General features: G+C 67.2%; 13 protein-coding genes. 5 read left to right on the forward strand and 8 right to left on the reverse strand.

From position 1 onward, the window contains the following. Positions 1–3 precede the first annotated feature (3 nt). From rpsC to rpsJ, 8 genes are read right to left on the reverse strand one after another with little or no spacing between them, the layout of a single operon-like run. Positions 4–810: a 30S ribosomal protein S3 gene (gene rpsC / locus VZC37_RS12130; RefSeq protein WP_330432751.1), complete on the reverse strand. Its 807-nt coding sequence runs from the start codon at positions 808–810 to the stop codon at positions 4–6. Beyond that, a complete protein-coding gene (gene rplV / locus VZC37_RS12135; RefSeq protein WP_330432752.1) occupies positions 810–1,220 on the reverse strand; it encodes a 50S ribosomal protein L22 in 411 nt (136 codons plus the stop codon). The genes rpsC and rplV overlap by 1 nt, the downstream gene beginning before the upstream one ends. Continuing rightward, entirely contained in the window at positions 1,220–1,501 is a 282-nt protein-coding gene (rpsS, locus tag VZC37_RS12140; RefSeq protein ID WP_005170311.1) for a 30S ribosomal protein S19, read from the reverse strand. Before rpsS ends, rplV begins: the two co-directional genes overlap by 1 nt. A 20-nt stretch (positions 1,502–1,521) precedes the next feature. Further along, positions 1,522–2,358 (reverse strand): 50S ribosomal protein L2, encoded by an 837-nt coding sequence (gene rplB, locus VZC37_RS12145; RefSeq protein ID WP_330432753.1) that lies wholly within the window; start codon positions 2,356–2,358, stop codon positions 1,522–1,524. 30 nt (positions 2,359–2,388) lie between these two features. Continuing rightward, positions 2,389–2,694, reverse strand: a complete 306-nt coding sequence (gene rplW, locus VZC37_RS12150; protein ID WP_330432754.1) for a 50S ribosomal protein L23 — start codon at positions 2,692–2,694, stop codon at positions 2,389–2,391. 1 nt (position 2,695) lies between these two features. Next, entirely contained in the window at positions 2,696–3,352 is a 657-nt protein-coding gene (rplD, locus tag VZC37_RS12155) for a 50S ribosomal protein L4 (protein ID WP_330432755.1), read from the reverse strand. Next, the gene (gene rplC / locus VZC37_RS12160; RefSeq protein WP_330432756.1) at positions 3,349–4,008 is read right to left on the reverse strand and encodes a 50S ribosomal protein L3; all 660 of its coding nucleotides are present in this window, start codon (positions 4,006–4,008) and stop codon (positions 3,349–3,351) included. The genes rplD and rplC overlap by 4 nt, the downstream gene beginning before the upstream one ends. 20 nt (positions 4,009–4,028) lie before the next feature. After that, positions 4,029–4,334 carry a 30S ribosomal protein S10 gene (rpsJ, locus tag VZC37_RS12165; RefSeq protein ID WP_003938093.1) on the reverse strand — a complete coding sequence of 102 codons (306 nt, stop codon included), beginning with the start codon at positions 4,332–4,334 and terminating at the stop codon, positions 4,029–4,031. Positions 4,335–4,998: 664 nt separating this feature from the next. Between rpsJ and VZC37_RS12170 the strand changes: the two genes are divergently transcribed. From VZC37_RS12170 to VZC37_RS12190, 5 genes are read left to right on the forward strand one after another with little or no spacing between them, the layout of a single operon-like run. Further along, a complete protein-coding gene (locus tag VZC37_RS12170) occupies positions 4,999–5,475 on the forward strand; it encodes a hotdog fold domain-containing protein (RefSeq protein ID WP_330432779.1) in 477 nt (158 codons plus the stop codon). Positions 5,476–5,519: 44 nt separating this feature from the next. Beyond that, entirely contained in the window at positions 5,520–8,231 is a 2,712-nt protein-coding gene (locus VZC37_RS12175; RefSeq protein WP_330432780.1) for a glutamate--cysteine ligase, read from the forward strand. A gap of 3 nt (positions 8,232–8,234) precedes the next feature. Continuing rightward, on the forward strand, positions 8,235–10,034 hold the full coding sequence (locus tag VZC37_RS12180) for an N-acetylglutaminylglutamine amidotransferase (protein WP_330432781.1): 1,800 nt from the start codon (positions 8,235–8,237) through the stop codon (positions 10,032–10,034). After that, positions 10,031–12,001, forward strand: coding sequence for a S9 family peptidase (locus VZC37_RS12185; protein WP_330432782.1), 1,971 nt, complete (start codon positions 10,031–10,033; stop codon positions 11,999–12,001). Before VZC37_RS12180 ends, VZC37_RS12185 begins: the two co-directional genes overlap by 4 nt. Further along, positions 11,998–12,702, forward strand: a complete 705-nt coding sequence (locus VZC37_RS12190) for a GntR family transcriptional regulator (RefSeq protein WP_330432783.1) — start codon at positions 11,998–12,000, stop codon at positions 12,700–12,702. The genes VZC37_RS12185 and VZC37_RS12190 overlap by 4 nt, the downstream gene beginning before the upstream one ends. Positions 12,703–12,718 lie beyond the last annotated feature (16 nt).

The raw sequence follows: 12,718 nt of genomic DNA on the forward strand, positions 1-12,718 counted from the left end.
GAATCAGCCCTCCTGCTTCTCGGCGCCCGCCGCTGCAGTCGCCTCGGCCGGAGCATCTGCGGCACGACCCGCATCGGTGCTCGTGGCAGTGGTGCCCGAGGCACCGCTGCGGCGAGGCCGGCTGGGCCGGCGCGGACGACGGTCCTCGGTGGCCGGCGCGGCTGCACTCAGCTCGCGTCGTCCGCCGACGATGTCGCCCTTGTAGATCCACACCTTCACGCCGATGCGGCCGAAGGTGGTCTTGGCTTCGTAGAGTCCGTAGTCGATGTCGGCGCGCAGCGTGTGCAGCGGCACGCGTCCCTCGCGGTAGAACTCACTGCGGCTCATCTCTGCGCCACCCAGGCGACCCGAGCACTGGACCCGGATGCCCTTCACGTTCGGCTGACGCATCGCCGACTGGATCGCCTTGCGCATCGCGCGGCGGAACGCCACACGGTTGCTCAGCTGCTCGGCGACGCCCTGGGCCACCAACTGGGCCTCGGACTCTGCGTTCTTCACCTCGAGGATGTTCAGCTGCACCTGCTTGCCGGTCAGCTTCTCCAGGTCGCCACGGATCCGGTCGGCCTCGGCGCCGCGGCGGCCGATGACGATGCCCGGACGGGCGGTGTGGATGTCGACGCGAACCCGGTCACGGGTGCGCTCGATCTCCACCTTGGCGATGCCGGCGCGCTCGAGTCCGGTGGACAGGAGCTTGCGGATGGCGACATCCTCTTTGACGTACTCCGCGTACTGCTTGTCGGCGTACCACCGCGAACTCCAGTCCGTGGTGATGCCCAGACGGAAGCCGTGCGGGTTGATTTTCTGGCCCACTACTGAGCTCCCTTCTTCGGCTGACGCGAGCGGGCGCGACCGCCGGTGGCCTTCTCCGGAAGGCTCTCGACGACGACGGTGATGTGGCTGGTGCGCTTGCGGATGCGGAACGCACGGCCCTGCGCACGCGGCTGGAACCGCTTGAGTGTCGGGCCCTCGTCGGCGAACGCGGTGGCGACGACCAGGGTCCGGCGATCCAGATCCAGGTTGTTCTCCGCGTTCGCGACAGCGCTGGCGAGGACCTTGTACACCGGCTCGGAAGCCGACTGCGGGGCGAACCGCAGGATGTCGAGGGCCTCGTCCACGCTCTTGCCGCGGATCAGGTCAAGTACACGACGCGCCTTCATCGGCGTGACCCGCACGAAGCGTGCGGTCGCCTTGGCCGTCGGATTATCGGTCTGCGTAGTCATTACCGGCGCTTCGCTTTCCGGTCATCCTTGATGTGACCCTTGAAGGTGCGGGTGGGGGCGAACTCGCCCAGCTTGTGCCCGACCATCGACTCGGAGACGAACACCGGCACGTGCTTGCGGCCGTCGTGGACGGCGAAGGTGTGGCCGATGAAGTCCGGGATGATGGTCGAACGGCGCGACCAGGTCTTGATGACCTGCTTGGTGCCCTTTTCGTTCTGCGTGTCCACCTTGGCAAGCAGGTGGTCGTCGACGAACGGGCCCTTCTTGAGGCTGCGTGGCATTCTCTAACTCCCTCCTGTGCTTATCGCTTGTTCTTGCCGGTGCGACGACGCCGAACGATCAGCTGGTCGCTGGCCTTGTTCTTACGGGTCCGGCCTTCCGGCTGGCCCCACGGGCTGACCGGGTGGCGACCACCCGAGGTCTTGCCCTCGCCGCCACCATGCGGGTGGTCGACCGGGTTCATCACGACACCGCGCACGGTCGGGCGCTTGCCCTTCCAGCGCATACGGCCGGCCTTGCCCCAGTTGATGTTGCTCTGCTCGGCGTTGCCGACCTCGCCGACGGTGGCGCGGCAGCGCACGTCGACGCGACGGATCTCACCGGACGGCATACGCAGGGTGGCGTAGGTGCCCTCCTTGCCGAGCAGCTGGATGGCTGCGCCGGCGCTGCGGGCCATCTTGGCGCCACCACCCGGACGCAGCTCCACGGCGTGGATCTGGGTACCGGTCGGGATGTTGCGCAGCGGCAGGTTGTTGCCGGGCTTGATGTCGGCACCGGGGCCGCTCTCCACCACAGCACCCTGGCTCAGGCCGCGGGGTGCGATGATGTAGCGCTTCTCGCCGTCCACGTAGTGCAGCAACGCGATCCGCGCGGTGCGGTTCGGGTCGTACTCGATGTGGGCGACCTTGGCGTTGACGCCGTCCTTGTCGTGGCGACGGAAGTCGATGACGCGGTAGGCGCGCTTGTGGCCACCGCCCTTGTGGCGGGTGGTGATGCGGCCGTGGGCGTTACGTCCACCGCGGCTGTGCAGCGGACGAACCAGCGACTTCTCCGGATGGTCGCGGGTGACCTCGGCGAAATCGGCGCCACTGGCACCGCGACGACCCGGGGTCGTCGGCTTGTATCTACGAATAGCCATGTTCTAGTCCCTCAGTTCTGCGAGTCCCGGTCAGCCGACCGGTCCTCCGAAGATCTCGATGGGCTTGCTGTCTGCGGCCAGGGTCACGATCGCGCGCTTGGTGTCCTTGCGCTTGCCGTAGCCGAAGCGGGTGCGCTTGCGCTTGCCCTGCCGGTTGGCGGTGTTCACGCTGGTGACGGTGACGTCGAAGATCTTCTCGACCGCGATCTTGATCTGGGTCTTGTTCGACTCGGGGTGCACCAGGAAGGTGTACACGTTGTCCTCGATGAGTCCGTAGGACTTCTCGGAGATCACCGGCGCCAGGATGATGTCACGCGGGTCAGCCTGCGTAGCCATCTCAGGCCTCCTTCTGGTTCTGTGCGATGAACGCGTTGAGCGTCTCCACGCTGAACACCACGTCGTCCGCATCGAGGACGTCGTAGGTGTTGAGCTGATCCGGCGCGATCGGCAGGACGTTCTGCAGGTTCGCGACGCTCTTCCAGGCGGCCACGTCCTCGCGGCCGAGGACCACCAGGAACTTGCGACGGTCGCTGAGCGCCTCGAGGAACAGACGTGCCGACTTGGTCGACGGGGTCTGTCCGGCCACCAGCTCGGTGATGACGTGGATGCGCTCGTTGCGGGTCCGGTCCGAGAGGGCTCCGCGCAGGGCGGCGGCCTTCATCTTCTTCGGGGTCCGCTGGCTGTAGTCGCGCGGCTGCGGTCCGTGCACGGTGCCACCGCCGGCGAACTGCGGTGCGCGGGTCGAGCCCTGACGGGCGCGACCGGTGCCCTTCTGCCGGTACGGCTTGGCGCCACCGCCGCGGACCTCGCCGCGGGTCTTGGTGGCGTGCGTGCCCTGGCGACCTGCGGCCTGCTGGGCCACGACGACCTGGTGCATCAACGCGATGTTCGCGGGGGCGTCGAACAGCTCGGCGGGCAGATCAACGGTGCCGTTGGTCTTGCCGTCGGCCGTCTTCACGTCCAGCGTCAATTTCGTGCTTGTCTCGGTGCTCACTTGGTCGCACCACCCTTCACTGCGTCGCGGATCACCACGATGCCGCCCTTGCGGCCGGGGATCGCGCCCTTGATCAACAGCAGACCGGCCTCGGCATCGACCTTGTGCACGGTCAGGTTCTGTGTGGTCACGGTGTCGTTGCCCATCCGGCCCGCCATGCGCATGCCCTTGAACACACGACCCGGGGTGGCGCAGCCACCGATCGAGCCGGGTGCACGGTGCACGCGGTGCGCGCCGTGGCTGGCACCCAGACCGGCGAAGCCGTGGCGCTTCATCGCGCCGGCAAAGCCCTTGCCCTTGGAGGTGCCGGTGACGTCGACCTTGGTGCCGGCATCGAAGATCTCGGCGGTCAGCTCCTGGCCGACCTCGAGCTCCGAGACGTCCGCGATGCGGATCTCGGCGAGGTGACGGCGCGGGGTGACACCGGCCTTGGTGTACTGCCCGGCGACCGGCTTGGAGACCTTGCGCGGGTCGATGGCACCGTAGGCGACCTGCACGGCGGTGTAACCGTCGCGCTCGGCGTCACGGAGCTGGGTGATGACGTTCGGTCCGGCCTGGATGACCGTAACCGGGACGACACGGTTGTTCTCGTCGAAGACCTGGGTCATGCCGAGCTTGGTGCCCAGGATGCCTTTGGTCGAACTCTGATTGCTCATGATTTCTTCTCGCCCCCCGCCTACTGGATGTTGACGTCGACGCTGGCCGGCAGATCGATGCGCATGAGCGCGTCGACCGTCTTCGGCGTCGGGTCGAGGATGTCGATGAGTCGTTTGTGAGTGCGCATCTCGAAGTGTTCGCGGCTGTCCTTGTACTTGTGCGGCGAACGGATGACGCAGTAGACGTTCTTCTCGGTGGGCAACGGCACCGGGCCGACCACGCGTGCCCCGGTGCGGGTCACGGTTTCCACGATCTTGCGCGCCGAAGCGTCGATCGCCTCGTGGTCATAGGCCTTGAGCCTGATGCGGATCTTCTGTCCCGCCACGCTGTGTCCTCTTCCGTCAGTTGTTCTCGACAGACAAACACCGCGTGACCTGGTCCGACGCAAACTGTCGGTGGGCACATGATCACCCGCGTGAGATTCGGGGATCGACGCTGTTCATCTATCGTTGTACGTTGGCTCGCCACTGGAGCGAGCCGGCTGTGCTCCGGCACCCGCGGTCGGGCGTGTCGTGTCCACGAACCTGATTCGGCGCATGCGTTACACGCCCTGGCCCGGAATCCGGGGCCTGGGAGTCATTCACCTGATCGAGGCCGCAGAGATCTGCGTCCACCGGTCAAGGCAACCCGAATAGTATGCACCAGCCCGGGGTGCAGATTCAAATCCGCCCGCACATACCCTCGCCAAGTCTTGTCACGGCGGTCGACAGAACCCGGAATTTCGTCGAGAGAACCGCCCCAACCCGGTCCCGACGCAACCCCCCTCCAGGTTCTCTCGGCGAAATTCCGGGTTCTGTCGACGTGCATCCAGGTTCTCTCGACGAAATTCTGGGTTCTGTCGACGCGATCAGAGGTTCTCTCGACGCGATCCGAGGTTCCGTCGGCGAAATTCCGGGTTCCGTCGGCGAAATCGCGGGTTCCGTCGGCGAAATCCCGGGTTCCGTCGGCGATCGGCCACCCGATCTTACCCCCGAGTAAGATCAGCACCCATGACCGCCTCCCCCACCTACGCCCTCCGCCGACGCCTCCCCGACAACGTCGTCGGGCGCACGCTGTTCTCCCTCGGCATGGTCGCCCGCGTCCCGTACTTCGGCACGGTCCTGCCGTATGTCACCGACATGCGTCCGGGCTTCTGCCGGGTGACCGGCCCCAACTGGTTCGGCGTCCACAATCACCTCGGGACGTTTCACGCGATCGCGGCGTGCAACCTCGCCGAGGCGGCGATGGGGATGCTGATGGAGGCGACCACTCCGGCAAGCCACCGCTGGATCCCCAAGGCCATGTCCACGCAGTACCTCGCCAAGGCCACGACCCGGCTGACCGCGGAAGCACGCCTGGCCGAACCGGTCGACTTCGATGCGATCGCCGACGGCACCGACGTCGTGATCGAGGTACGTGTCCTCGACTCGCACGGAGCCGAGGTCGTGCACTGCGACATCACCACCTGGGTGACTGCCAAGCGCTGACTGCTGGACGTGCCGTCACACGCGGATACTTCTACGCTTGGACGATGACGGCGGACATCGAGCGCGCCGATCCGGGCGATCTCCGCCGAGGAACACGCAGAGTGGGTGTGGAGGAGGAATTCCACCTCGTCGACCTGCGTTCGTCGCGGCTCACGACACGCGCGCCGGAACTGCTGGAGATCCTGCCCGACGACGGTCCGTATGTAGAGGAACTGCAGAGCTGCGTCATCGAGGCCAACAGCGGCGTCTTCGACACCCTCACCGATCTTCGGGACAACCTGCGCTCCCATCGGGCCGGGCTGGTGGACGCGGCCCGCACGCTCGGTATCGGCGTCGTCGCCGCCGGCTCGGTGCCGCTGGCGGTGCCGACGCAGATGCGGGTCACCGAGAGCCCGCGATATCGCCGCATGCTCGCCGACTATCAGCTCCTCGCCCGCGAACAGCTCATCTGCGGCACGCAAGTGCATGTCGACGTCACCGACCGCGACGAGGCGGTCGCGGTGGCGTCGCGCCTGGCCCACCACATCCCGACGCTCCTCGCGGTGTCGGCGAGCTCTCCGTTCTGGGCCGACGGCTCCGACACCGGGTATGCCAGCGTGCGCACCCTGGTGTGGCAACGCTGGCCCACGACGGGTCCGTTTCCCGAGGTACGCGACGCCGACGAGTATGACGCCGAGGTCGATCGCCTGATCAGCAGCGGGGTGATCTCCGACCCCGGAATGGTGTACTTCGATGTTCGGCCGTCCGCGCACGTCGGCACCCTGGAACTCCGCGTCTGCGACAGCTGCCCGTCGGTCGACACGATCACCCTGATCGCGGCGCTCTTTCGCGCCCTCGTGACCCGCGAGGCCGCCCGCCTCGACGACCCGGTCGCGCCCACCCCGCCCGCGCTGTACCGCGCGGCCGTGTGGCAGGCCGCACGATCCGGGCTCGAGGGCGACCTCATCGATGTGGCACGCGCCGCCCCACGACCCGCCGCCGACGTTGTCGCCGACCTGGCCGCGTCGCTTCGACCCATCCTCGAGGAGACCGGCGACTGGACTCTCGTCGACGAACTGACCCAGGCCACGATCGATGCGGGCAGTTCGTCTGCCCGGCAGCGCCGCATCCTGCGGCGCACCGGCCGGCTCACCGCCGTCGTCGACGGCCTGCTCGCCGAGACCGCGGGGACCCTGACGGCGGCGGCACGGCCGTTTGATCCCGACGGTCGACTCCTGCACGGTTATCAGCGGGCCGAGCCCGTCGCCGATGTGCCGATGGTCGAGACCCCCGAACGGCTGTCCTATGACGAGGCCGTCGACCGGGCCTCGATCGCTCGCCCGGGATACCGGGAGATCCTGTCCGCGGCCGCCGACCTCGGCGCCGTCGAACTCCGCAAGCGGCAGTACCAGATCGAGCGCGAGCAGAGCACCGACGGAGTGACGTTCCGGGTGAGCGGCCAGGATCGCGCCCAACTGTTCCCCCTCGACGTCGTCCCCCGCTACATCGGTGCCGACGACTGGCTGCGGGTGGGCGCCGGCCTACGGCAGCGGGCGCTGGCGTTGAACGCGTTCATCGTCGACGTCTACCGCGACCAGCGCATCGTCGCGGACGGCATCATCCCGCCCGAAGCGCTCGACCGGGCGCCCGGATACCGACAGACGGGCCGGGTGCCGTCATGGCAGCGGGTGCGCACGCACATCTGCGGGACGGACCTGGTCTCCCCCGCACCCGGACAGTTCCTCGTTCTCGAGGACAATCTCCGTGTGCCGTCGGGGATCGCGTACGCGATGTCCAATCGCGCGTTGATGACCCAGTTCCTTCCGGAGTTGCCGATGCCGGCCGAGACGATGTCGGTCGCCGGTGTGCCGCACATGATCCGGGACACGATCACCGCTGCCGCGCCGCCGGACCCGGATCCCGATGGTGTCGACATCATGTTGAGTTCGGGGTGGACCGATTCGGCGTGGTTCGAGCACACCCTGTTGGCGCGCGGCGCCGACCTGAAGCTCGCGACACCGGAGAACATCTCGGTCGACGCGGTCGACAGCACTGACCGGGCACGTGTCTTCGTCCACCACGGCACCACGCGGACGCCGGTCAACACCGCCTATGTCCGGATGGACGAGGACATGCTGCTGTCCTCGAAGGGGTTCGACGACCAGCCGCTACGCACCGGCATCCTGGCGGCGCTCGCCGCCGGTCGACTGTCGATCGTCAACGCGTTGGGTAACGGCATCGGCGACGACAAGGCGATCTACTATCACGTTCCGGCGATGATCCGGTACTACCTCGGTGAGGAACCGCTGATCGGACAGGTCCGGACCTGGCTGTGCGCCGAGCGACACCAGCGCGATCACGTGCTCGCCAACCTGGCCCACCTGGTGGTCAAACCGATTGACGGGCTTGGTGGTTCCGGTATCACGATCGGACCGGAGTGCTCGGACGCAGAACTCGCCCGGCGCCGCGAGGACCTGATGGCCCAGCCCGAACGCTACATCGCGCAAGAGGTGATCGCACTGTCCACGCATCCCACGTTCGACGGCAACGGCTTCTATGCTCATCATGTCGACCTCCGGGTGTTCGTGCACCTGCGCGACGAGGACGGTCAGGTCACCGCGCACATCGCTCCGGCCGCGTTGAGCCGGGTGGCGCCGGCGGGCAGCCTGATCGTCAACTCGTCACGCGGCGGCGGAGGCAAGGACACCTGGGTACAGGGTGTCGGGGTGCAGGATGTCGGGGCGCACGGTATTCGGGCAGCAACGGGAGAGGAATGACCTATGTGCGGCGTATGTGGTGAGATCCGTTTCGATGCAACACCTCCGGACATCTCGGCGGTCGACGCGATGACGTGCGAGATGACCCGACGCGGGCCCGACGGCTCGGGGGTGTTCGCGAAGGGGTCGGTGGCGCTCGGGCATCGGCGACTCAAGATCATCGACCTGTCCGAACGCGGCGCACAGCCGATGGTCGACCCCGAACTCGCGCTGGCGCTGGTGTTCAACGGCTGCATCTACAACCATCGTGAGCTCCGCGGCGAGCTCGAGGCGAAGGGCTACCGATTCTTCTCCCACGCCGACAGTGAGGTGATCCTCAAGGCCTTCCACGCTTGGGGACCCCAGTGTGTCGACCACCTCATCGGCATGTTCGCCTTCGCCGTCGTCGACACCGACTCCGGGACGGTGACGCTGGCCCGCGACCGACTCGGGATCAAGCCGCTCTACATCGCCGAGACCCCCGGGCGGCTCCGGTTCGCATCGTCGGTGCAGGCCCTCCTGCGGGGCGGCGACGTCGACACGTCGATCGATCGCGTTGCGCTGCACCACTACTTCAGTTTCCACTCGGTGGTCCCGGCACCACACACGATCTACAACGGAATCCGAAAGCTGCCGCCGGCGACGGTCCGCACCATCACGCCGGACGGTCGTAGCACCGAGAAGCGTTATTGGACACCCGCATTCGAACCTCATCCCGATCGAGCCGATTGGGATGAACGGCGCTGGCAGCACGAGCTCCTGGACTCGCTGCGCACGTCGGTACGGCGGCGCATGGTCTCCGACGTCCCGGTCGGTGTGCTGCTGTCGGGCGGCGTCGACTCATCGCTGGTGGTGGCCCTGCTCGCCGAACAGGGCCAGCACGACCTCGCCACGTTCAGCATCGGATTCGATTCCGCCGGAGGCGAGTCCGGAGACGAATACGCCTACTCCGATCTGATCGCCGACACCTTCGCCACCGACCACCACAAGATCCACATCGGCACCGACCGCCTGCTGCCCGCCGTCCCGGACACGATCGCGGCGATGGGCGAACCGATGGTCAGCCATGACTGTGTGGCCTTCTATCTGCTCTCCGAAGAGGTCAGCAAGTCGATCAAGGTGGTGCAGTCCGGCCAGGGCGCCGACGAGATCCTGGGTGGGTATTCCTGGTATCCGCCATTGCGTGACACCGCACGCGCGGACACCACGAAGGCGTACGCCAACGTGTTCTTCGACCGGGGGCACCGCGCGATCCGCGACCTCCTCGACGACGAATATCTGGCCGACGCGGACTACGACCCCAGTTGGGAATTCGCGCTCGCCCACCAGTCGGCGCCGGGCGCACGGACCGCAGTCGACGCCGCGCTGCGGCTCGACACCACGGTCATGCTGGTCGACGACCCGGTCAAGCGGGTCGACACGATGACGATGGCGTGGGGTCTCGAGGCCCGCGTGCCGTTCCTCGACCACGAGTTCGTCGAACTGGCGGCGACATGTCCGCCCGACCTGAAACTGGCACACGGCGGCAAGGGAGTACTCAAGGAGGCCAGCAGAAGCCTGCTTCCCTCCGCGGTGATCGACCGCACCAAGGGCTACTTCCCGGTGCCCGGTATCCGGCACCTCGACGGCGGGCTGCTCGACCTGGTCACCGATGCGCTGCGGTCGCGACCCGCAGTCGATCGCGGTCTCTACCGGCCGGCAGCACTCGACCGACTGTTCGCCGACCCCAACGGAATCCGCACCACGCTCGACGGCAACGAACTGTGGCAGGTCGCCCTGCTCGAGATGTGGCTGCAGAGCATGGAAGCGGTCACCACTCGATGACCGCCCGTGAACCCTTTCCGTCGGGACCGACGATCGACCCGAGAGCGATCGCCCCGACTCGTACGGTCCGGTTCGACGACACCGGATGGCACACCTACGGCCCCTCGGTGTCACCGGATGGCTCGGCGTTCGCCTACATCGTCGACGACGGGACCGGGTATCCCCGTGCGGCGCAACGTTCTCTCTCGGTCGACGGGGTCGGCGACCTGCGCTGGGTACGGTTGCGCGCCAACGGCCCGGTCCGCCGGGTGGTCCACTCCACCGACGGTCGGTGGCTGGCGATCGAGATCGCACCGAGCGGCGGTGAGCATCATCAGGTCTGGGTGGTGACCACGGATCCGGAGGACGACACCGCGTTCCGGGTCGGCACCACCCGGCCCGACGGCCGCTCGTTCCGGACCGTCACCCTCGTCGGCTGGGACACCGACTGGGTGCTGCTGACCGCGACCGATTCCGACGGCACCGCGCACAGCCTGCGCGTGCATCCGGGAACGTCCACGACGATGACCCTCGATGTGCGGGTCGGCGGGGCACTGATCGATTCGTGGAAGGGCGCGACGCTGGTGCGGGTGGGTCCGCGTGGGTATCGCGACATGCTGCTGATCCGACGGCGCGTCGACACCGTGGACGGCGAGATCACCATGACCCCACTGCTGCCCAACGATCCCGGGTCGGTCACCGACCACGGGTACATCCTCGATCAGGGCTTCGACCATTCCTCCCTCGTGTTCGTCGGCCCGCCGCAGGATGCACAGCGCGACCTCGACAGCGTGCAGGCGCTGGTCATCAGCGACTTCGACGCCAAGTTCCCCCGACTGCTGGGCGTCGAGGTGGCCGAGCACGGCGTCCGGTTCCGCGTGTTGGCCCAACGCGGCGACATCGGGGTCGACGAGTTCGCCGTGTCCAACGACCAGTCGACCGTGGCGATGCTCTGGAACGTCCGCGGGCGCAGCGAACTTCAGGTGCTCACCCTGCCGGATCAGACTCTGCACGAACCGATCCCGCTCCCCGGCGACGTTGCGAGCGATCTGTCGATCAGCGCCGCCGGCACCCTGGTCGCCGTCACGGTGTCGAGCCCGCAGCATTCGCCTCTGGTACATCTGGTCAACACCGTCACCCGCGAGGTGTTCGCGGTACGGGACGACGTGGTCGCCGGTTCGGGCAGCTCGAGTGCCCTGCAGCCGGAGTTGGTGGAGTTCTCGGCACGCGACGGGATGCCGTTGTCGGGGTGGCTGTTCCGCGCGAAGCGCGACCGCGGCTCCCCGCCGGCACCGGCTCTGCTGTACTTCCACGGCGGCCCGGAGGCCCAGACACGACCCGACTACCACTTCCTGTTCGGTCCGCTCGTTGACGCCGGGATCACCGTGTTCGCACCGAATGTGCGCGGGTCGTCGGGCTACGGACGCCTGTTCTCTCATGCCGATGACCGATACGGACGGTATGCGGGTATCGACGACGCCGCCGACTGCGCCGAGTATCTAGTGTCGCAGGGCATCGCGGACGCCGACTCGCTCTACTGCTCGGGACGCTCCTACGGTGGCTATCTCACGCTGGCCTGCCTCACCTTCCATCCCGACATGTTCGCCGCCGGGATCGCGATCTGTGGGATGAGCGATCTCGAGTCGTTCTTCCGCAACACCGAGCCATGGATAGCGGTGGCCGCCTACACCAAATACGGCCATCCCGAATCGGATCGAGAGCTGCTCGCCGACCTGTCGCCGATCCATCGGATCGCCGATGTGCGCGCCCCGCTGCTGGTGGTGCACGGCGCCCACGACACCAACGTGCCGGTGAGCGAATCACAGCAGATGGTCGACGAACTCCGAGCCCGCGGTGCCACCGCAGAGATGTTGCTGTTCAACGACGAGGGCCACGAGATCGTCAAGCGCCACAATCAGCAGCAACTCACCGAAGCGGTCGCCGGATGGATTCTCGAGCATCCGAGACGACCGGGAGGACCCAGATGAGCTCGCGCATGACCGAGCGGCTGATCGCACAACTCGTCGAGACCAGGACGGGCAGCGCCCGCGCCAACGTCCTCGAAGAACTGCGACGGCTGATCCTGTCCGGTGGCGCGCCACCGGGGGTGCAGCTCCCGCCCGGTGAGATCGCGGACGCGTTCCGGGTCAGCCCCATCCCGGTCCGCGAGGCGCTCAAGACCCTGGTGGGTGAGGGACTCGTCGTCCACCAACGCAACTCCCCGTACCGGGTCAGCCAGCTGTCCACCGAGGAACTCCGCGAGATCTACTTCGTCCGCGGCACTCTCGAGCAGGCAGCTCTCGCCCAGGCGGTCACACGCATCGACCCGGCCGCCCTCGACCGCGCCCGCAGGTGCCACGACGACCTGGTGACCGCAGTGAAGTACAACGACCGCAAAGCTTTCCACATCACCTCCCGGGAGTTCCACCGCGAACTCACCGAACCGTGTGCGATGCCGCGACTGCTCAACATGTTCAACGCGACCTGGAATCTCACCGAGCCGTTCCAGGTGATGCGGTCGGTGGGCACCGCGACGCAGGAGGCATTGAACGACGACCACGCGACGATGCTCGATGCGTTCGCGGCGCGCGACAGCACAGCGCTGCTGGAGATCGCGCAGATCCATCATCGGCGGCTGGAGAGTGCGATCATCGAGACCTCGGCCGAGCTGGATGTGCGCCATGACTGACCGGCGGTCCGCCCCG

The sequence above is a fragment of the Gordonia sesuvii genome, from assembly GCF_036350415.1.
Taxonomy (GTDB): Bacteria; Actinomycetota; Actinomycetes; order Mycobacteriales; family Mycobacteriaceae; genus Gordonia; species Gordonia sesuvii.

Excerpts from the sequence above, each read along its gene's own strand:
- rplV (WP_330432752.1), bottom strand. The coding sequence starts at position 1,220 with ATGACTACGCAGACCGATAATCCGACGGCCAAGGCGACCGCACGCTTC.
- rpsS (WP_005170311.1), bottom strand. The coding sequence starts at position 1,501 with ATGCCACGCAGCCTCAAGAAGGGCCCGTTCGTCGACGACCACCTGCTT.
- rplB (WP_330432753.1), bottom strand. The coding sequence starts at position 2,358 with ATGGCTATTCGTAGATACAAGCCGACGACCCCGGGTCGTCGCGGTGCC.
- rplW (WP_330432754.1), bottom strand. The coding sequence starts at position 2,694 with ATGGCTACGCAGGCTGACCCGCGTGACATCATCCTGGCGCCGGTGATC.
- rplC (WP_330432756.1), bottom strand. The coding sequence starts at position 4,008 with ATGAGCAATCAGAGTTCGACCAAAGGCATCCTGGGCACCAAGCTCGGC.
- VZC37_RS12170 (WP_330432779.1), top strand. The coding sequence starts at position 4,999 with ATGACCGCCTCCCCCACCTACGCCCTCCGCCGACGCCTCCCCGACAAC.
- VZC37_RS12175 (WP_330432780.1), top strand. The coding sequence starts at position 5,520 with ATGACGGCGGACATCGAGCGCGCCGATCCGGGCGATCTCCGCCGAGGA.
- VZC37_RS12180 (WP_330432781.1), top strand. The coding sequence starts at position 8,235 with ATGTGCGGCGTATGTGGTGAGATCCGTTTCGATGCAACACCTCCGGAC.
- VZC37_RS12185 (WP_330432782.1), top strand. The coding sequence starts at position 10,031 with ATGACCGCCCGTGAACCCTTTCCGTCGGGACCGACGATCGACCCGAGA.
- VZC37_RS12190 (WP_330432783.1), top strand. The coding sequence starts at position 11,998 with ATGAGCTCGCGCATGACCGAGCGGCTGATCGCACAACTCGTCGAGACC.